Genomic DNA, 19,379 nt, shown 5'->3' on the forward strand with positions numbered 1-19,379 from the left:
TTGAGCTTATCCGCCGCCAACGGCGGCTACTATTTCGAGTGCGTCGCCATCCTGAAGTGTCTGGGATGCGAACTGGCTGCGTGGAACGATCTCGCCGTTCCGTTCAAGCGCGACCCGCTTGCCGGCGAGACCCAACTCGTCGATCAATGCGGCGATACTGACGGGCTGCGAGAGCTGGCGAACTGCACCGTTGAGACTGATTGTGATCACTTGATTTGATGATGCTCGTGTTAGAATCCGCGCCGCATTCTACACCATGCGGGTGTAGCTCAATGGTAGAGCAGAAGCTTCCCAAGCTTACGACGAGGGTTCGATTCCCTTCACCCGCTCCAGTCGGATTGATCCTCCCGACGGATGCAAGAACATCCATAACATGAGAGTGGTTGCTTTTTGACTTATATCAAATCGCGCGCCATCGAAATTCCATAGTATCCGCCCCGCTTTCGCAGCGAAGCTACCCGACGATTTTAGTGGGGTATGCTCAGCTCGGAACCAATTTAGGCTTTACTTGTCGCGCCCGCACTGCGACAATTTGCCGCGCTGTAGGTTTGCAACAAAGTGTGCGTCCGGTACACAGGAACATTTGGGTACTTGGCGCATTGGTATTTTTAACTTCGCTCTGGGGAGGAGACTACTGTGGAAGCTAATCAAGCGACACCAGTAAAGTACGATATGGAGGTTGTGCGCTGGTTCACCATCGCTGCCGCCATTTATGCATGTGTAGGTACGCTCATCGGTGTGTACGTCGCATCTGAGCTGGCTTGGCCGTTCCTGAACTTTGATCTTGCCGAAATTTCGTTCGGTCGCCTGCGTCCGCTGCATACCAATGCGGTGATTTTCGCGTTCGGCGGTTGTGCGCTGATGGCAACCGGTTTCTACATCGTGCAGCGTACGGGTGCGACCAAGTTGTGGAGCAACGGCCTTGCTTGGGCGACCTTCATCGGCTGGAACCTGATTATCGTTTCCGCAGTAATCACCCTGCCGCTGGGCTGGACTTCCGGTAAGGAATATGCCGAGTTGGAGTGGCCGATCGATATCGCGATCGCAGTGGTCTGGTTGATGTACGGCTTCAACTACATCATGACCATCGGTATCCGCAAGACATCGCACATCTACGTATCCAACTGGTTCACCATGGGCATGATCGTGATGATCACCTACTTGCACGTGGTCAACAGCATGGCGATCCCGGTCAGTCTGACCAACTCCTTCTCCATCTACTCTGGTGTGCAAGACGCGATGATCCAGTGGTGGTGGGGCCATAACGCGGTCGGTTTCTACCTGACCGGCGGCTTCTTGGCGATCATGTACTACTTCGTGCCGAAGCAGGCGGGTCGTCCGGTGTTCTCCTATCGTCTGTCAGTTCTGCACTTCTGGGCGCTGACCTTCGGCTACGTCTGGCTGGGTGCGCACCACCTGCAGTACACTGCATTGCCTGACTGGACCGGATCTCTGGGTGCTGCTGTTTCCCTCGCTATGATCATTCCGTCCTGGGGTGGTGCGATGAACGGTATGATGACGCTCTCCGGTGCATGGGACCGTCTGCGTACCGACTACATCCTGCGCTTCCTGGTTGTCGCACTGGCGTTCTACGCGATGTCCACATTCGAAGGTCCTGTGATGTCCATCAAGACCGTCAATGCCCTGTCCCACTACACTGACTGGACTGTTGGTCACGTGCACTCCGGCGCGCTGGGCTGGATGGCGATGGTTGCCTACGGTGCCATGTACCACATGGTCAAGAAACTCTGGGGCGTGGAAAAGATGTACTCCGAAGGCCTGGTGAACGTGCACTTCTGGCTGGCTACCATCGGTACTGTGGTCTACGTCGTGGCGATGTGGGTCTCCGGCATCATGCAGGGACTGATGTGGCGCGACTACGACGAGTACGGCACGCTGACCTATACCTTCGTTGAGTCTGTTTCCGCTATGCATCCGTACTACGCGATGCGTGCTATCGGCGGCCTGATCTTCAACATCGGTACCTGGATCGCCCTGTACAACATCGTGATGACTGTGCGCACTGCAAGTGCCGCGCGCAGTGCCAGCGCTGTTCCGGCTAATGCATAAGGGGAGTGAATAATATGTCTGATCACGACAAAATCTACTCGACACAACTTCAGGACAAGACTGAGCGCAGTACGCTCCTGATGTTCGTGTTGACCGCAATCGCCGTGGCAATCGGCGGTATCGTGGAAATCGTGCCGCTGTTCTATCTGCCGAACACGGCGATGTGCCAGAACGATCCTACCTGTAACAACACGCAGCACAAGGATCTGAACGGCAACGTCATCCCGATGGACAAGATCATCTGGAATCCGGAAACGTCGGCGCACAAGACGCTGGACGATTGGCAGCCCGGTGACGGCGTGCGTCCTTACAAGGCCCTGGAACTGGCTGGCCGCAACGTCTACATCCGCGAAGGCTGCTTCCTGTGCCACTCGCAGATGATCCGTCCTTTCCGCGACGAGAAAGACCGTTATGGCCACTACTCCATCGCTGAAGAGTCCATGTACGACCACACCTACCAGTGGGGTTCCAAGCGTACCGGCCCTGATCTGGCTCGCCTTGCTGGCAAGTACTCTGATGAGTGGCATCGCCGCCATCTGATGTACCCGCGCGATGTGGTGCCCGAGTCTGTGATGCCTAACTACTTCTGGCTGAATGACAAGAAGGTGGATGTCGCCGAGACCGTTGAAACCATGAAGGTTCTGACCATCATGCCGTTCAACCCGGTACCGAAGACCATCTATACCGATGAGTACATCGCGGCTGCTCCGGCCGAGCTGGAAGGCAAGACCGACATGGATGCTCTGATCGCCTACCTGCAGAGCATGGGCAATCACGTCAAGTTCGAAGAAGGTGTGAACTACCGTGATTAAGCTGTTGGAGCACCTGGGTATGGATGTGCAGGCTATGACGACCAATGACTGGCTGGGGGTGTTCTTTGCTCTGGTCGCTGCGGTCGGCATGGTGGTGACCTACGTCATGGTGTTCCGACCGTCCAACAAGCAAAATTTCGAAGCCCAGAGCCGTATGGCTCTGGACGACGAGGACCCTATCAAATTGGGAGAAAAAAGATGAGCGACAAACACGATGCAAGCAGCGTGCCAACGACCGGGCACGTCTGGGATGACGATCTGGGCGACTATATCAATCAGCCGCCCAAGTGGTGGATGCTGGGCCTGACAGCCAGCGCGATCTGGTGTGTGGTGTACTTCCTGTACTACCCTTCCATTCCGCTGTCCAACGGCGGCACATGGTTCAAGGGTTTGGGTGGCTGGACTGCCATCACCGAGATGGAAGCCGACAAGAGTGTGGTGGATGAGGTGCGCGGCAAGTATGAGGCCAAACTGAAGGACATGACGCCTGCTGCTATCTTGGCAGACAGCGAGCTGACCGAGTATGTGACACGTTCCGGCAAGGTGCTGTTCGGTGACAACTGTGCAGCGTGCCACGGCCAGAACGGCGTGGGAACGCATGACAAGTTCGGTCTGTTCGCGCCCATCCTGAATGACGACGACTGGCTGTTCGGCGGTACCATCGACGCCATCCACGAGACAATCGCGGGTGGACGTCAGGGCATGATGATGGCCCACGCTGACATGTTGTCCGAAGCAGAGATCGACACGCTGGCCAATGCAGTGGCGGCCGGCAAGCCGACCTCTACACCGCTTTTCGCCGAGAAGGGCTGTACCGCCTGCCACGGTGAAGACGGTAAGGGTATGCAAGCCATGGGTTCTGCCAACCTGACCGACAGCGTCTGGCGTTTTGACAGCTCCGTCGAGGGCATCAAGTACACCATCAAGCACGGTGTCAATGCTGGCACACCCGAGACGCGTGTGGCAGTGATGCCCGCCTTCCAGGGCGGCAAGCTGTCTGACGCTGAGATCAAGAAGCTGGCTGTGTATGTGTACAAGTTCGGCGGTGGTCAAGCGCAGTAATCTTGTGAGGCCTGCATGAGGTTCCTTGTGCAGGTCATAACGTAAGGAGAGCAGCTATGAATCAGGATATGGTTTTTTGGGGTGTTATCATTGCACTGGTGGGATCGATCGCAGTGGTTGCCTGGTTGTTCTATGTGACATTCCGCAACGCCACAAAGGATAAGAACAGCAAGTAAGAATTCGCTGTTTGCTAAAGGAGGAGAGCTTGCTCTCCTCCTTTTCTTTTGTACGAAAAATCACAGAGCGGCACAATCTAAAGAAGTAGAATCACGAAACTACAAGGTGCTTTAGGATCGAGGGGCACATCGTTGCGTATTCAGGAGGCGGTATGAATCAGCAAGTCGAAAAGAAAGAACCGGGTGAAGTCACCACGCTATATAACGAGTTCGAGACCTGGACGGTCAACACGGGCGGGCAGACTATCCATGCCAAGCGCATGCCTGGGTTCTTCCGAACTTTCAAGGATCGGGCCCAGCTGGCTTTGTGGCTGCCGTTCTTCCTCCTTCCTTACCTGCGCTGGAACGGAAAGCAAGCCATCCTGTTCGATATTGACCACAATCAGTTCCATTTCTTCAGTCTGACTGTATTGCCGCAGGACATATGGATGTTGTCGCTGGTACTTTTGGTGGCGGCCATGACCCTTTTCGCTGTTACCTCAGTGGCCTCGCGCGTATGGTGCGGCTACTTCTGCTTCCAGACAGCGTGGACCGACTGGTTCACCTGGATCGAAGACAAGATCGAGGGTAACCCTACCGCCAGACGCAAGCTGGACAGTGCGCCATGGAACTTTGACAAGCTGCGCAAGAGAGTGATCAAACACACGCTCTGGGCGCTGATTGCATTACTGACCGGCATCAGTTTTTCCATCTGGTTCGTAGACGCTTTCGATTACTGGAACAAGCTTGTGAATTTCCAGCTGCCCACGGTAGGCTGGGTGGTTATCACGATGTTCTTCTTTGGAACCTACATCCTTGCAGGTTTCTTGCGGGAGCAGACCTGCTTCTGGCTCTGCCCGTACGCACGCATCCAGGGGGTCATGACCGACAGCCAGACCATCCTGCCTACCTATGACTACACGAGGGGCGAACCGCGCGGCAAGATCCGCAAGGGTGGAGAAGCGGTGGCCCAGCAAGGGGATTGCATCGACTGCTTCCAGTGCGTGCAGGTTTGCCCGACCGGGGTGGATATCCGCAACGGACAACAGCTGGGTTGCATCACCTGCGGGCTGTGCATCGATGCCTGCGATGTCGTGATGGACAAGATCAACAAGCCGCGTGGTTTGATCCGTTACGCATCGCTGGACGAACTGTCGGGCAAGCCGGCCAAGAAGATGTATCAGCATCCAAGGACGCTGGTATATCTCAGTATCATCCTGATCGCGCTGGCCGGTATCGTTTGGGGGTTGACGCATATGGGATCCATGACGCTGAAGATCATGCACGAGCGGCAACCCTTGTATGTGCAGATGAGTGACGGCTCTATCCAGAACAAGTTCGATTTCAAGGTGCTGAACAAGACCGACAAGGACTTCCGTGTGAAAGTCACGGCGGAAGGCGGCGTGAAAGATCAAGTCATCATCGGGGTGGAGCAAAACCCGATGACACATCACGGACGGCAAGCATCCTTTACGGTCTTCGTCAAAGCGCCATCTGCGAACATCGTTGATGATGTTGTTCCAATACGATTCAGAGTGGAGCAGGAGGATGATCCGAACGTCTTCGCCGAATACACCAGCCAATTCTACGGCCCCAAGAAATAACGGAGCAGGCAGATGATTTCTCAAGATCACAAATCCGGATTGCGCAACCCATGGTTGCTCGGCATGCTTGGCCTCATCGTGGTGGTGCTTGCCGTCAATGCGGCATTCATCTGGTTCGCCACACACAACCAGTCGTCTCTGATCGACCGTGAATACAAAACCAAGGACCGCAAGACCAACACGCAGATGTTGAGCGAGTTGGGCAGGCAGCAGGCCTTGGGATGGCAGACCACCATCAATAAGCCCAAAGCTCTCATCCAGGGGCAGCCAACGATGTATGAGATTTCCGTGCTGGACAAGGATGGCAAGCCCGTCAGTGGCGAGATGGAAGTGGAGGCATATCGTGCATCGGATGCCAGCAAAGACTTCATCACCGCGTTCAAAGAGGTCGCGGCAGGAAACTATCAGGGGTACATCAGTTTCCCGTTGAAGGGCTACTGGGAGTTGCACATCCATCTCAAGCGCGGCAGTGACGAGTTCGCAGTAGACACGGAGCGGTTCATGGTGGTTGAGGCGCTACGCTGAGTGCGCACTGTCCATGAGTCACGGTGACAATGTTTCGGCTGGCTGCTTCCATTGCGGTTTGCCGATTCCGGCCGATGCCGAATTCTCAACAGTACTGGAAGGCAAGCACAGGGATTTTTGCTGCTTTGGTTGCCAGTCGGTATGTGCTGCCATCTACGAGGCGGGATTGCAGGGTTATTACCAGCGCACGCCGGAAGGTGTGCTGCTCGCTCCGCCGCCGGAGCCTCCCAAAGACATCGATATCTACGACTTCGATGAAGTCCAGCAGGAATTCACCACCTGTGCCGGGGACGAGCGTGCCATCCATCTGCTGGTCGAAGGCATCCACTGTGCAGCCTGCGTCTGGTTGATCGAGAGAGGTCTGAAGAAGGTGCCCGGTGTACGTTCGGCCGAGGTCAATCTGGCGAGCAAACGCCTGCATGTGAAGTGGGATAACAGCCGGACGAAGCTGTCAGACCTGATCAAGGCCTTGGTGCGTATCGGCTACTCGGCAGTGCCCTATGATCCGGAAAGCGCTGAAGGTGCCATAAAAAGAACCAATCGCGCCATGCTGTTCAGGCTGTTCTTCGCAGGCTTTGCAGCGATGAACATGATGTGGATAGCCATTGCGCTCTATAGCGGTGCCAATCAGGATGAGTTTCGCGGCTTTTTCCACTGGATGGGCCTGGTATTGGCTACGCCGACGCTATTCTATTCGGGCTACCCCTTTTTCAAAGGAGCGGCGGGCGGACTTAGGGCGGGGCATCTGACCATGGACCTGCCTATCGTACTGGGCCTGTCGGTGACATACATCTATTCGCTGTATGTCACGCTGACCAACAATCAGCACGGAGAAGTCTTCTTCGATACCGTCACCAACCTCACCTTTGTCATTCTGATCGGGCGATACCTTGAAGGGATGTTCAGGCACCAGGCGCTGTCCGCAACGAAGCGACTGATGGAGTTGCAGCCTAGAGTGGCCATGGTCATAAAGGAGGAGGTGGAGAAGATGACGCCCATCCGCGCGGTGATGCCTGGCGACAAGGTGATGGTGAAGCCGGGCTACACCGTCCCCGTGGATGGTGTGGTGCTGGAGGGATGCAGTGCTGTGGATGAGGCGATGCTGAGCGGGGAGTCCGCGCCGGTTAACAAGCGCGCAGGTGATACGGTCTCTGCAGGAACCGTCAATACCACGGGAGCATTGCTGGTGGAAGTGCGCAGTCAACTACAGAACACCACGCTGTCAAAGATCATCCGTCTGGTGGAGGAGGCGCAATCCTCCAAAGCCCCCATCCAGCGTCTGGCTGACACGATAGTGCCGTGGTTCGTGCTGGTGACGTTGTTGTGTGCATGCACGACCTTCTTCATCTGGAATTCACAAGACTTCGAATTGGCATTGATGGCGGCGACCTCTGTGCTCATCATCACCTGCCCGTGTGCGCTCGGCATGGCGACGCCGATGTCCATCGCCGTCGCTTCCGGTCTGGGGGCGAAACACGGCATTCTGGTCAAGAACGGACTGGTGCTCGAAACCCTGTCCAGGGTGACGCACTTCGTGTTTGACAAGACCGGCACGCTGACCGAAGGCAAGATGAGCGTGGCGCAATCAAAGATCGCGGCCGGGGTTGATGCCGGGAGGATGATAGCCAAGGCTGCAGCGGCAGAACGCCTCAGTGAACACAGTACCGCGCGCGCAATCGTGAATTTTGCGGAGCATCATCAATATCCTTTCCGCTCACTCGAAGTGAGCGGATTCCATGCGACTGCGGGGCTCGGAATCGCAGCTACGGTCGATGGGCAGGACATCCGGCTGGGCAGCGCCGGCTGGCTGGCTCAGTGCGGTGTGGCGCTGGATGAGGCATTGCATTCACAAGCCCATCAATGGGAGTCGCAGGCGATGAGTTGCGTGTATATGGCCTGCGCCGGGCGGCATGTGGCGGTATTCGGGCTGGCAGACCAGCTGCGCGCTGACGCGCAACAGATGGTGGATGCCTTGCGCGAGGCCGGTATCGGTATGACCTTGCTGAGCGGTGACCGGCGGCCGGTGGCCGAAGCTATCGCCCGGCAACTGGGCGGGATGGAGGTGATCGCCGAAGTGATGCCACAAGACAAGGATCAGGTCATCCAGCGCCTGCAGCAGAGAGGGGAGGTCGTGGCGATGGTGGGTGACGGCGTGAACGACGCGCCTGCCTTGATACGCTCGAACGTGGGCATCGCGCTGGGTTCGGGAACCGATGTGTCGATCGACAGCGCGGACATCGTGTTGATGCACAGTGAATTGGGCAAGGTGCTGCAGGCGACCCAGCTGTCGCGCCGCACCCTGCTCACAATCAAGCAGAATATCGGCTTGTCGTTCGTATATAACCTTATCATGGTGCCCTTGGCCATGATGGCCAAGGTCAGTCCACTGGTGGCGGCGATCACCATGCCTATCAGCTCGCTGATCGTGATCGGCAATGCAGCGCGTATACGCACTATGTTCAGGAAGTGAGACAGAGATGGAAGTTATCTACAGTTTGATACCGGGCATGATGTTCTTCGGCGTCCTCTTTGTGATCGTATTGATCATTGCAGTGAAAAAAGGGCAATACGAGGATATGGAAGGCGGCGGACAGCGCATCCTGATGGATGACGACGAAGACATGATGCCGCATCCGAGCAAGAAGCCGGATGCGGAAGAGAAGCCTTAGTTGCTGCTCGCTGTTTGAGCCAGGAGTGGTTTGACCAGCTTGTCGAACGCCGCGGGCGGAACGTACTGCAAGACGGGCTTCTCGCCCTCGCCCATGCTGATATCCAGGCCGTGTTGGGGATAAAGCCAGTGGGTGGTGGCGTGTTTCTCCTCCTTGATGACCTGCGCGGGCTGGCCGAAGCGCTTGAGGAACAGTGCTTCATCGACCCTCACCCCAGGCATATACGTCAGGCTGCCGATGGCGGCCTTGCGCAGCACGGCGATGTCATCCGGCGTCAGGGTGATCTTCTTGCCGCTTCCTGTCCCGGCCATACGCAGGCCGCGCTCATACATCATCTTCAACTCTGTTTCCGGGATGTCGGCAGTCAGCACCACACGGGAGCGCAAACCGGCCAGATTGATCTGCTCGAAGAACAGTTCGGCGGACAATACGCCTGCCGGTGACTTGAACAGGCTGGGTTCTCCTTCCTCCTTGAAGCGCATCTCGGCATCCCCAAGCTTCGATTGTCCCAGCGTGAGGCCGAATATCTTGACGGTATCCGGGGCGGGGTGTTCGATATGCCAGGGCAGATCCTCTTTATCGGGACGATCACCAGGGATCAGGAAGGAGGAGAGGATGATGACGACGGAAAAGATTCCGACGCCCCAGTAGATCTTCTTTTCGGTGCTCATATGGCCGGTTTCAGGATTCGGCTGCCGAGGGCGCAGGACTGAAGCCGCGCGGCATCTTGCTGTGGCGTGCCTGGTACATCGAATCGTTGCCGAGCACGATCAGCACCAGCAGCGAGACCATGAATGGAAGCAGGCCGATGCCGCCCAGCAGTGCAATGGTGGCAATCTTGGACCAACCCATCAGCTTGGAGAGCATGAAGCCGCCTCCGATGACGGCGCAGGTGATGGTGAGCAGCCACATGAAGTGTTTGTTGCGTTTGTGCGCGATCGCCCAGTGAGCCTTTACGAAGGTCGTCTCGTTGCCGGCTTTGATCTTGCCTGCCTTGATCAGGATATAGGCGGTGATGGCGAACGAGGTGAGGGGAACGATCAGTACCATCACCGGGAAGGTGCTGAATACGCCGAAGGTGGAGGCGAATACCAGGATATGGTTGAACACCAGGTTGATCAGGAATATCTCGTGCGGCCATTTGGCGCGGATGATCTCGTCGGGAGTAGCAGTATATTTTTCGCTCATGGTGTGCCTCTGGATCGGATTGAAGTTACAGGGGGCGAAGCCGGGGAACCGCAGGAAGTATAGTCATTTTCCGACCATCTCGCGCAGTCTGGGCAGGGCCAGGATCTCAATTGCCCGTGCTTTGACCTGGATCAGCCCTTCATCCTGGAAATGGGAGAAGGCGCGACTGACGGTCTCCAGTTTGAGTCCAAGATAGCTGCCTATCTCCAGTCGCGACATGCGCAACCGCAGCTGTGTGGCAGACATGCCGTGTATGGCATTGCGCTGCGACATGTTCAGCAGGAAGGCGGCCAAACGTTCTTCTGCTCGCATGGAGCCCAAGAGCAGCATGATGCCCTGATCGCGCACGATCTCGCGGCTCATGATCTTGTGAAGATGACGTTGCAGGCTGGGTATCTCGCGACTCAACTCAGCAAGTTTGGCATAGGGGAGTTCGCAGACCTCGCTGTCTTCCATTGCCAGCGCTTCACAGGTATGGACATCGGAGCTGATCGCCTCCAGCCCGATGATCTCGCCGGGCATCAGGAAACCGGTGACTTGCTCGCGGCCATCCTCATGCAGCACACGCGTCTTGAACGAGCCACTGCGGATGGCATGCAAGGATTTGAAGCGGTCGCCGGAACGGTAAAGGTAATCGCCAGTGGTGTAGCTGCGTTTCTGGTTACTCAATTCTTCCAGGCGCGCCATCTCGTCCGGCGTCAGGTCGACGGGCAGACATAGTTCGCGCAGGTTGCAATTGGAGCAGGCGACCCGCAGACGAGCCATCTCGGTTTGGTTGATATCGTTCAAAGCCACGTTCGGTGAAGGGTTGATACGAGGCTATTTTGACATATATCAAGTCAAACGGGCAGCAAACTGGCATAGTTACGCCCTTGCTAGAGGAGGAGAGGATGAACGAGGCAGTAAATCAACTGGTTGTGGACTTGGAACTGATACGCAGGCTGGACAAGAACGGGCCGCGCTACACTTCATATCCCACTGCAGACCGGTTCGTCGAGGCATTCAACGCCGAGAGTTATATCCACTGGCTGGCAAAGCGCGAGATAGGCGGGGTAGGACGACCGCTTTCGCTATACATCCATATCCCGTTCTGCAACACCTTGTGCTTCTATTGCGCCTGCAACAAGGTCATCACCAAGGATCGAAGCAAATCGGCAGAGTATGTGCGCTACCTGATCAAGGAGATGGCGATGCAGGCCGAGTTGCTGGGGCCGGGCCAGGTGGTCGAGCAGCTGCATTTTGGCGGCGGTACCCCGACCTTCATGAGCGATGACGAGATCCGCGAGGTGATGGCCGCGATAGGCAAGTATTTCAAGCTGGTCGAGGATGGCGAATACTCCATCGAGATCGATCCGCGCAAGGTCAGCGATGAGACCATCGCCCTGCTCGGCGCGACCGGTTTCAACCGTATCAGCATCGGCGTGCAGGATTTCGACGACGAGGTGCAAAAGGCGGTCAATCGTATCCAGAGCGAGGAAGAGACGTTGCGCATCATCAAAGCGGCGCGGTCCAACGGCTTCAAGTCGGTCAGCATCGACCTGATCTATGGCCTGCCGAAGCAGACGCTGGAGGGTTTCGGGCGCACTCTGGATCGGGTGATCGCGGCCGACCCCGACCGTCTGTCGATCTACAACTACGCGCACATGCCCACCATCTTCAAGCCGCAGCGCCGTATCCATGAAGAGGATCTGCCAGCGCCGCAGGTGAAACTGGACATCCTGAGCATGGCGGTAAAAAAACTGACCGGGGCCGGCTATGTGTATATCGGTATGGACCATTTCGCCAAGCCGGAGGACGAGCTCGCCGTGGCGCAGCGCGAGGGGCGTCTGCACCGCAACTTCCAGGGCTACTCGACCCATTCCGACTGCGACCTCGTTGCCCTCGGTGTGAGCGCCATCGGCAAGATCGGTCCCACCTACAGCCAGAACTATCGGGAGCCGGAGCCGTATTACGATGCACTGGATCGGAATGTGTTGCCCATCATGCGAGGCCTGGAGTTGAATTCGGACGATCTGGTGCGGCGCGCTATCATCCAAGCGTTGATGTGCCATTTCGAGATATCCAAGGAATCCTTCAATATCTCCTATCTGATCGACTTCGATACCTACTTCGCGGCCGAGATGAAAGAGCTGGAGGAATATGCGCGTGAAGGATTGCTCGAGCTGTCGCCGCAGTGGATCACCGTCACACCAAAGGGGCGCATGCTGATACGCAACATCTGCATGGTGTTCGACAAGTATCTGCGCACGCGTCAGGAACACGCACGTTACTCTAAGGTAATATAAGTCCGGAATGCTGCCAGTGCTCCGCTATCGCGCGGGCGCTGGCGGCTTTATGGAGGAGGCCCCGCAATCAGGGGATGACATGACAATAAAAGTAGATGATTTTCGCCTGAAGCTCGGCCAGCACGAGCTGGTCCCCATCATGATCGGCGGCATGGGAGTCGATATCTCCACGGCCGACCTGGCACTGGAAGCCGCCCGTCTGGGCGGCGTCGGACATATCTCCGATGCGATGCTGCCGACCGTCTCCGATCGCCGTTACGACACCGGCTTCGTCAAAGAGAAGCTGCAACAGTACAAGTACAACATCGAGAGTTCGGACAAGACCTCGATCAAGTTCGATCTCGGTCACATCGCTGAATCCACCCGTCTGCACGTCAGCAAGACCATGGAACGCAAGCGCGGCAGCGGCATGGTGTTCATCAACATCATGGAAAAGCTGACCATGAACGCCCCCCGCGATACGCTGCGGGTGCGATTGCATGAGGCCCTCTCTGCGGGCATCGATGGCATCACCCTGGCAGCCGGCCTGCATCTTGGTTCGTTCACCCTGATGGAGGATCATCCGCGCTTCCGTGATGCGAAGCTGGGCATCATCGTGTCTTCGGTCCGCGCGCTGCAACTGTTCCTGCGCAAGAACACCAAGACCAATCGGCTGCCTGACTTTGTCGTCGTGGAAGGGCCGCTGGCAGGCGGTCACCTGGGGTTCGGCATGGACTGGGCGCAATATGATCTGCGCACCATCACCAACGAGATACACGCCTTCCTGAAAGCCGAGAACCTGGGGATCCCGGTGATCCCGGCGGGCGGCATCTTCACCGGTAGCGATGCGGCAGGCTATCTGCAGGAAGGGGCGGGGGCGGTACAGGTGGCGACGCGCTTCACGGTTGCCAAAGAGTGCGGGCTGCCGCCGGAAGTACAGCAGGAATACTTCAAGGCCAGCGAAGACGATATCGAGGTGAACGGCACTTCCCCCACCGGTTATCCCATGCGCATGTTGAAGAACAGTCCATCCACCGGCTCCGGCATCCGTCCCGGTTGTGAGTCATACGGCTATCTGCTGGATGCCAACGGGCGCTGTGACTATATCGATGCGTATAACCGCGAGATTGCGGCACATCCCGGCGAAAAGAAGATCGCGGTATACGACAAGACCTGCCTGTGCACCCACATGCGCAACTTCAAGTGCTGGACCTGCGGGCAGACGACCAGCCGCCTGAAAGACACCACCAACAAGTTGGAGGACGGCAGCTATCAGCTACTCAGTGCCGAGCACGTATTCAAGGATTACCAGTTCAGCACCGGCAACAAGATCGCCTTGCCGGAATCAAGCGCGAACTAACCTGAGCAGACGCTGCATTGCGGGTCGCGCGCCAGTTTCATGACGCGCGGCTGCATGGTCAGCGTATCCAGCGTCAGCACTCTGCCATGCAGTGTCGTCCCGATCCCCGCCAGCAACTTCAACGCTTCGGCCGCCTGCATGCTGCCCACGATGCCGACCAGCGGCGCGAACACCCCCATCACCGCGCAACGTGTCTCTTCCGCCTCGCTGTCTTCGGGAAAAAGACAGTTGTAGCAGGGGCTGTCCGGCTTGCGAAAATCGAACACGCCCACTTGGCCATCGAAGCGCGTGGCGGCCCCTGACACCAGCGGCTTCTTCGCCACAGCACAGACGCGGTTCAGGGCATAGCGCGTGGGGAAATTGTCACTGCAATCGAGCACGACGTCCGCTTCCGCCACCAACGCGGCCAGGCGCGGCTCGTCAGCCCGTTCCTGCACGACCATTACGCAGACCTCCGGATTGATCGCATTCAACGTTTGCCGGGCGGATTCGACTTTGGCTGTGCCGACACTCGCGGTTCGATGCGCCAGCTGGCGTTGCAGGTTGGTGAGGTCGACCTGGTCATCGTCGCATAGCGTAATGGTGCCTACGCCGGAAGCGGCAAGGAACATGGCGGCAGGAGAGCCCAAGCCGCCCGCGCCGAGGACCAGCGCGCGGGCATCTAGGAACGACCGCTGGCCTTCGATGCCGATCTCGGGCAACAGGATGTGGCGGCTGTACCGCAGCAGCTGGCTATCGTCCATCCCCGTGTCACTTCGCTGCGCCGGATTCGGGCGGGATGTCGACGTGATCGCCGTGGGGGTGCTGTTCGTAGGCTTTGACGAAGACTTCCTGGGAATTGTTCTTGGTGCGGGGTTCGGGCGTCTTCAGGTTATGGTACTGGACGTCCTCGCAATAGTGTATGAGGGTATGTCTGATGCGGTCCAGCAGGCTGATATCGAACACGAAGCCTTCTTTCTGCAGCGCCTTTTGCAGACCTTCCAGCGAATAATGCGCAACGCTGTAGCGTATGCGCAGGGACCTGTCGATAGGACCGCGCTCCACCTCGAAATTCTTCAAGCCCTCCAGCAACAGATAGGCCTGTTCGACCTGATCGGCAGGCTCATCCGAGAAAACCAGAATGCGTTCCTTGTGCAGCTCAAACGGATTCATGATCATTTCCCCCGCAGAATGCTCATCCCCTTCAACAGATTCAGTGCCTGATTCAGCTGGTAGTCGTTCTTTGCACCGAATTCTGCCACCTCGATCTTGTCTGTGCCCTCGTCGCTGTTCTTGGGCGTTTTGCGTGCCGGTTTGCTGGTGCTGTCGGCGGGCTCCGGCTGGCCGTTGCTCAGGTGCTTGTCCAGATCGGCTTCGCGCAAACGCAGCGTACTATCGAATACGGCCGTCGCCGGATCTTCGACCACGATATCGGGCTCGATGCCCTTGGCCTGGATGGAGCGGCCGCTCGGCGTGTAATAGCGAGCCGTGGTCAGCTTGATGGCAGTGTTGTTGCCGAGCGGCAGGATGGTTTGCACCGAACCTTTGCCGAACGATTGGGTGCCCATGATCACCGCGCGTTTGTGATCCTGCAGCGCGCCGGCCACGATCTCCGAGGCGGAGGCAGAGCCGCCGTTCACCAGCACCACCATCGGCACGTTGGCGAACTCTCCCGACAGGTCTTTCAGATAGTCCTGCTTGTTGCCGCGCAGATAATGATCGGGATTGGCCAGCAGCCGCATGCGTGCGTCGTCGGTGCGCCCTTCGGTGTAGACCACCAATGAATCCTTGGGCAGGAAGGCGGCGGACACGCCGACTGCCGCAGTCAGCAGGCCGCCTGGATCGTTGCGCAGATCGAGCACCAGGCCTTGCAGCGGTGCCTTGTTCTGCTTGCGCAGGTTCTCCAGCGCAGCCGCGAGGTTCTCGCCGGTGTGTTCCTGGAACTGGGTGATGCGCACGAAGCCATAACCCGGCTCCGGCAGCTTGAACTTTACGCTCTGCACTTTGATCACCGCCCGCACGATATCGATCTGGAGCGGCTTGGCCTCGTTCTTGCGCACCACGGTCAGGCGGATGGTGCTGCCGGGTTTGCCGCGCATGCGTTTGACCGCATCGTTCAGCGTGAGTCCCTTCACCAGTGTGTCATCGAGCTTGATGATCAGGTCGCCGCTCTTGATGCCTGCCTTGAAGGCGGGGGTGTCCTCGATCGGCGAGATGACTTTGACCAGTCCGTCCTCCATGCCGACCTCGATGCCGAGACCACCGAACTCGCCCTGCGTGCCGACCTGCAGTTCCTTGAAGCCTTCCGCATCCAGATAGGCCGAGTGCGGGTCCAATCCGGACAGCATGCCGTTGATCGCTTCGGTGATGAGCTTCTTGTCGCTCACCGGTTCCACGTAATCGCTCTTGATGCGCCCGAACACGTCGGAGAATGCGCGCAGCTCCTCGACCGGCAATGGCAGCGGCATCTCCTTCTCGGCGATGGCGGAGAAGTGCAGACTGGCGGCGATGCCAGCCACCAAACCGATACTGATCAGACCCAATTCCTTGAAGCGACGACTCATCTTGTCTTTCCTTGTGGATGCCTGATCCACGTGTCGGGGTTGAACGGACTGCCTTTATAGCGCAGTTCAAAGTATAAACCGGAATCCGCGTTGCCGCCGCTGTTGCCCACGCTGGCAACGATGTCGCCGGTCTGCACGGTTTCGCCAACTTGTTTGTACAAGGTCTCGTTGTTTCCATACAGGCTCATATAGCCCTGTCCGTGATCGACGATCAGCAGATTTCCGAAGCCGCGCAGCCAGTCGGCGTAGACCACGCGACCGGCAGCGACGGCCAGCACAGGTTGGCGCGCGGCGGCGCGCACGAACCAACCGGTCCAGGGCAGATTGCTTTCGGTGCGCCGCGCGCCATACTGGTTGACGACCTTGCCACTTACTGGCAGCGCCAGCTTGCCCTTGAGCGCCTTGAACGCGGCGCCGTCTCCGGTGCCGGAGAGCTGTCCCAGTTCGCCGACCAGTTTGGTCAGGCGGGCTTCGTTACGTCGCAGGCGCTCTATCTCGTGGCGCTGCTGTTTCAGTTGTCTGGCGATCCGTGTCAAAGTCTGGCGACGTTTGCCCTGTTCCCGTTCCAGCTGCGACAGTGCCTTTCTCTCGGATGCTTGCAGGGCGGATATCTCTTGCTGCTTGGCCTGAAGCTCGCGGCTCGCTGCTTTGATCTCGGCAAGTCCGCTACGCAGCTTCTGCAAAGTGTCCGCGCGCTCGCGCGCGATGTAGTCGTAATAGCGCAGCTCGCGTGCAAACTGGTTCGGCTCTTTGCTGTTGAGCAGGAGTTTCAGGTAATCCTGATCGATGCCGCCGAGGTATTGCCGGTAGAGCAAGCGTCCCAGCAGGGAGCGTTGTTTGTCGTGGCGGGCATCCAATTCGGCAGTGCGTTGCCGCAAGCGCACGAGTTCCAAGTCAGCCGTGCGCCGCTGGCGCGCCAGCTGGGCCAGATTGCGGTTGCTGTCGCTGATGGCTCGCTCGGAATCGCGCAACGCATCGGCGGCTTCGGAGCGCGACTCGGTGGTCTGCTCGAAGTCTTGCTGGATGGCGGTCAGGCGTTGACGCAGTCGCTCCAGCTCCGATTGCTGCGATGCAAGCGCGCTTGCGGGCAGCAGAAGGAATGCCAGCAAGCACGAATGCAGTCCGCGTATCACTTGAAGTGGATCAGCGAGCGGCCGGTCATCTCCGGCGGTTGCGGCAGGCCCATCATGGCCAGCAGCGTCGGCGCGACATCCTGCAATGCACCTTCGCCGACAGGAGCCATTACGGCTTTACGGCCGATGTAGAGGAAGGGCACATGGTTCAGTGTGTGTGCCGTGTGGGCCTGGTTGGTGCTGCGGTCCATCATTTGCTCGGCGTTGCCGTGGTCTGCGGTGATTAGAACCTCGCCGCCACACGCCAGCATCGCGTCCACCACGCGGCCGATGCATTCATCCAATGCCTCGACGGCTTTGACGGCGGCTTCCATCACGCCGCTATGGCCGACCATGTCGCCGTTGGCGTAATTGCACAGGATGGCCTGATATTGCTTGCTGCGGATGGCAGCTTCCAGTTTTTCCGTCACTTCGAAGGCACTCATCTCCGGCTTCAGGTCGTAGGTGGCGACCTTGGGGGAGGGCACCAGAATGCGGTCTTCGCCGGGGTAGGGTTGTTCGCGTCCGCCGCTCATGAAGTAGGTGACATGCGCATATTTCTCGGTCTCGGCGATGCGCAATTGCTTCAAACCGAGATTGGAAAGGTACTCGCCGATGCCGTTGTGGATGGCGTCCGCGCTGTAGGCGCTGGGCAGATGGAAATCCGCGCCGTAGCTGCTCAATGTGCTGAAGTTGGCCAGTTTGGGGAAGCGGGTGCGGACGAAGCCATCGAATCCCTCATCCGTCAGCGCGCGGGTGATCTCGCGCGCGCGGTCGGCGCGGAAGTTCATGAACACCGCCACATCGTCGTCCCGCATCGAGGCCGCCTCGCCGACCACGGTGGCCTGCACGAACTCGTCGTTCTCGCCGCGCGCATAGGCAGCCTCCAGGCCGGTCAGTGCATCGGCCGCGCTGAAGGGGGCGGAGCCGGAGGTCAGCAGGTCATAGGCGATCTGCACCCGCTCCCAGCGATTGTCCCGGTCCATGGCGAAGTAGCGTCCCACGATGCTGGCGATACGCCCCGCGCCCAACTGTTTGCATTGTTCTTCCAGCGCTTGCAGGGATTGCGCCGCGCTGCGCGGCGGGGTGTCGCGACCGTCAAGAAAGGCATGGATGTAGATCTTTTCCAGTCCGGCCTGCGCGGCCATCCTCACCATGGCATGGATATGCGCCTCGTGGCTGTGCACGCCGCCGGGCGAGAGCAGGCCCATGATGTGTAAGGCGCTGCCGTTACGTTTGGCAGTCTCTACGGCCGCCGCGAATACGGGGTTGGTATAAAAGCTGCCGTCCTCGATGGCGAGGTCCACTTTGGTCAGCTCCTGGTAGACCACGCGCCCTGCGCCGATGTTCAGGTGGCCGACTTCGGAGTTTCCCATCTGCCCGCGTGGCAGGCCGACATGCAGTTCGGATGTATTGATCAGGGTGTGCGGGTACTCACGCCACAGTCGGTCCCAGTTGGGCTTGCGAGCCTGTGCCACGGCATTGAAATCGCTATCCTCGCGATAGCCGAAGCCATCCAGGATGAGCAGGAGGACGGGTGTGATTGCTTGAGTGGAATGGTCGGTCATGCTGGCTTTTTTCTCACCAAAATATCAGAATATGAGCGGTTGCTAATTTACTGCGATGGGATCACATCGTGTCGAGTCGCGATTTTAGCCGATTTCGGCTGGCCATAAGCCGCCAACCTCCAAATGATGACAGAGCAATATGACGAACAAATTGATCGATAAAGACGAAGACATTCTGCAGGCATCGCTGGCGATGAAAGCCATCGCCCACCCGTTGCGGCTCAAAGTGTTGTGCGTATTGAGCGACGGTGAACTCAGCGTGCAGGAGATCGTCGATAACGTCGGCACTTCTCAGAGCAACATCTCGCAGCACCTTGCCATCCTGCGCGACAAGGGCGTACTTGCCACGCGCAAGGACGCCAATCGCGTGTTCTACCGTATCGGCGACCCGCGCACCGTCAAACTGGTGGGTATGATGCGCGACGTGTTCTGCTCGATCTGAAACTC

20 protein-coding genes and 1 tRNA gene are annotated in these 19,379 nt (G+C 58.1%); 12 read left to right on the forward strand and 9 right to left on the reverse strand.

The genetic code is table 11. The features are described from left to right. Window positions 1-6: 6 nt before the first annotated feature. Window positions 7-210, reverse strand: coding sequence for a sulfur carrier protein ThiS (gene thiS, locus ACYPYQ_RS06710; RefSeq protein WP_459721719.1), 204 nt, complete (start codon window positions 208-210; stop codon window positions 7-9). A gap of 48 nt (window positions 211-258) precedes the next feature. Between thiS and ACYPYQ_RS06715 the strand changes: the two genes are divergently transcribed. From ACYPYQ_RS06715 to ccoS, 9 genes are all read left to right on the forward strand, one after another. Continuing rightward, window positions 259-332 (forward strand) — tRNA-Gly (locus ACYPYQ_RS06715). Window positions 333-636: 304 nt separating this feature from the next. Continuing rightward, window positions 637-2,070 carry a cytochrome-c oxidase, cbb3-type subunit I gene (gene ccoN / locus ACYPYQ_RS06720; protein WP_459721723.1) on the forward strand — a complete coding sequence of 478 codons (1,434 nt, stop codon included), beginning with the start codon at window positions 637-639 and terminating at the stop codon, window positions 2,068-2,070. 14 nt (window positions 2,071-2,084) lie between these two features. Further along, entirely contained in the window at window positions 2,085-2,882 is a 798-nt protein-coding gene (gene ccoO / locus ACYPYQ_RS06725; RefSeq protein WP_459721729.1) for a cytochrome-c oxidase, cbb3-type subunit II, read from the forward strand. Beyond that, window positions 2,875-3,084, forward strand: coding sequence for a cbb3-type cytochrome oxidase subunit 3 (locus ACYPYQ_RS06730; protein ID WP_459721735.1), 210 nt, complete (start codon window positions 2,875-2,877; stop codon window positions 3,082-3,084). The genes ccoO and ACYPYQ_RS06730 overlap by 8 nt, the downstream gene beginning before the upstream one ends. After that, window positions 3,081-3,944 (forward strand): cytochrome-c oxidase, cbb3-type subunit III, encoded by an 864-nt coding sequence (gene ccoP / locus ACYPYQ_RS06735; protein ID WP_459721738.1) that lies wholly within the window; start codon window positions 3,081-3,083, stop codon window positions 3,942-3,944. The genes ACYPYQ_RS06730 and ccoP overlap by 4 nt, the downstream gene beginning before the upstream one ends. A 328-nt stretch (window positions 3,945-4,272) precedes the next feature. Next, window positions 4,273-5,703, forward strand: coding sequence for a cytochrome c oxidase accessory protein CcoG (gene ccoG, locus ACYPYQ_RS06740; RefSeq protein ID WP_459721741.1), 1,431 nt, complete (start codon window positions 4,273-4,275; stop codon window positions 5,701-5,703). 12 nt (window positions 5,704-5,715) lie between these two features. Then, the gene (locus tag ACYPYQ_RS06745; protein ID WP_459721744.1) at window positions 5,716-6,228 is read left to right on the forward strand and encodes a FixH family protein; all 513 of its coding nucleotides are present in this window, start codon (window positions 5,716-5,718) and stop codon (window positions 6,226-6,228) included. A gap of 13 nt (window positions 6,229-6,241) precedes the next feature. Next, the gene (locus ACYPYQ_RS06750) at window positions 6,242-8,698 is read left to right on the forward strand and encodes a heavy metal translocating P-type ATPase (RefSeq protein ID WP_459721747.1); all 2,457 of its coding nucleotides are present in this window, start codon (window positions 6,242-6,244) and stop codon (window positions 8,696-8,698) included. A 7-nt stretch (window positions 8,699-8,705) separates the two neighbouring features. Beyond that, window positions 8,706-8,897 carry a cbb3-type cytochrome oxidase assembly protein CcoS gene (gene ccoS, locus ACYPYQ_RS06755; RefSeq protein WP_459721750.1) on the forward strand — a complete coding sequence of 64 codons (192 nt, stop codon included), beginning with the start codon at window positions 8,706-8,708 and terminating at the stop codon, window positions 8,895-8,897. On the opposite strand, the gene ACYPYQ_RS06760 is transcribed toward ccoS, so the two are convergent. The 3 genes from ACYPYQ_RS06760 to fnr form a co-directional block, all read right to left on the reverse strand. Next, window positions 8,894-9,568 carry a hypothetical protein gene (locus tag ACYPYQ_RS06760; RefSeq protein WP_459721753.1) on the reverse strand — a complete coding sequence of 225 codons (675 nt, stop codon included), beginning with the start codon at window positions 9,566-9,568 and terminating at the stop codon, window positions 8,894-8,896. The genes ccoS and ACYPYQ_RS06760 overlap by 4 nt on opposite strands. Window positions 9,569-9,578: 10 nt before the next feature. Then, window positions 9,579-10,085, reverse strand: a complete 507-nt coding sequence (locus tag ACYPYQ_RS06765; RefSeq protein WP_459721756.1) for a hypothetical protein — start codon at window positions 10,083-10,085, stop codon at window positions 9,579-9,581. Window positions 10,086-10,148: 63 nt separating this feature from the next. After that, window positions 10,149-10,850 carry a fumarate/nitrate reduction transcriptional regulator Fnr gene (gene fnr, locus ACYPYQ_RS06770; protein ID WP_459722464.1) on the reverse strand — a complete coding sequence of 234 codons (702 nt, stop codon included), beginning with the start codon at window positions 10,848-10,850 and terminating at the stop codon, window positions 10,149-10,151. Window positions 10,851-10,975: 125 nt separating this feature from the next. Between fnr and hemN the strand changes: the two genes are divergently transcribed. Both hemN and ACYPYQ_RS06780 read left to right on the forward strand, forming a co-directional pair. Beyond that, window positions 10,976-12,370: an oxygen-independent coproporphyrinogen III oxidase gene (hemN, locus tag ACYPYQ_RS06775; protein WP_459721759.1), complete on the forward strand. Its 1,395-nt coding sequence runs from the start codon at window positions 10,976-10,978 to the stop codon at window positions 12,368-12,370. Between the two features lie 79 nt (window positions 12,371-12,449). Further along, window positions 12,450-13,709, forward strand: a complete 1,260-nt coding sequence (locus ACYPYQ_RS06780; protein WP_459721762.1) for a nitronate monooxygenase — start codon at window positions 12,450-12,452, stop codon at window positions 13,707-13,709. Here ACYPYQ_RS06780 and ACYPYQ_RS06785 read toward each other — a convergent pair. The 5 genes from ACYPYQ_RS06785 to gpmI are packed head-to-tail and all read right to left on the reverse strand — an operon-like array spanning window position 13,706 to window position 18,932. Then, window positions 13,706-14,452 (reverse strand): HesA/MoeB/ThiF family protein, encoded by a 747-nt coding sequence (locus ACYPYQ_RS06785; RefSeq protein WP_459721766.1) that lies wholly within the window; start codon window positions 14,450-14,452, stop codon window positions 13,706-13,708. The two genes, ACYPYQ_RS06780 and ACYPYQ_RS06785, sit on opposite strands and share 4 nt — an antisense overlap. 7 nt (window positions 14,453-14,459) lie before the next feature. After that, complete coding sequence (locus ACYPYQ_RS06790; RefSeq protein ID WP_459721770.1) at window positions 14,460-14,861, reverse strand: hypothetical protein; 402 nt, start codon at window positions 14,859-14,861, stop codon at window positions 14,460-14,462. A gap of 2 nt (window positions 14,862-14,863) precedes the next feature. Then, window positions 14,864-16,252 (reverse strand): S41 family peptidase, encoded by a 1,389-nt coding sequence (locus ACYPYQ_RS06795; protein ID WP_459721775.1) that lies wholly within the window; start codon window positions 16,250-16,252, stop codon window positions 14,864-14,866. Continuing rightward, window positions 16,249-17,361, reverse strand: a complete 1,113-nt coding sequence (locus ACYPYQ_RS06800; protein WP_459721781.1) for a murein hydrolase activator EnvC family protein — start codon at window positions 17,359-17,361, stop codon at window positions 16,249-16,251. The genes ACYPYQ_RS06795 and ACYPYQ_RS06800 overlap by 4 nt, the downstream gene beginning before the upstream one ends. Before the next feature lie 20 nt (window positions 17,362-17,381). Further along, window positions 17,382-18,932 carry a 2,3-bisphosphoglycerate-independent phosphoglycerate mutase gene (gene gpmI / locus ACYPYQ_RS06805; RefSeq protein ID WP_459721785.1) on the reverse strand — a complete coding sequence of 517 codons (1,551 nt, stop codon included), beginning with the start codon at window positions 18,930-18,932 and terminating at the stop codon, window positions 17,382-17,384. Between the two features lie 139 nt (window positions 18,933-19,071). Between gpmI and ACYPYQ_RS06810 the strand changes: the two genes are divergently transcribed. Then, complete coding sequence (locus ACYPYQ_RS06810) at window positions 19,072-19,374, forward strand: ArsR/SmtB family transcription factor (protein ID WP_459721793.1); 303 nt, start codon at window positions 19,072-19,074, stop codon at window positions 19,372-19,374. The last annotated feature ends 5 nt before the right edge of the window (window positions 19,375-19,379 follow it).

This window comes from Sideroxyarcus sp. TK5 (assembly GCF_054601595.1).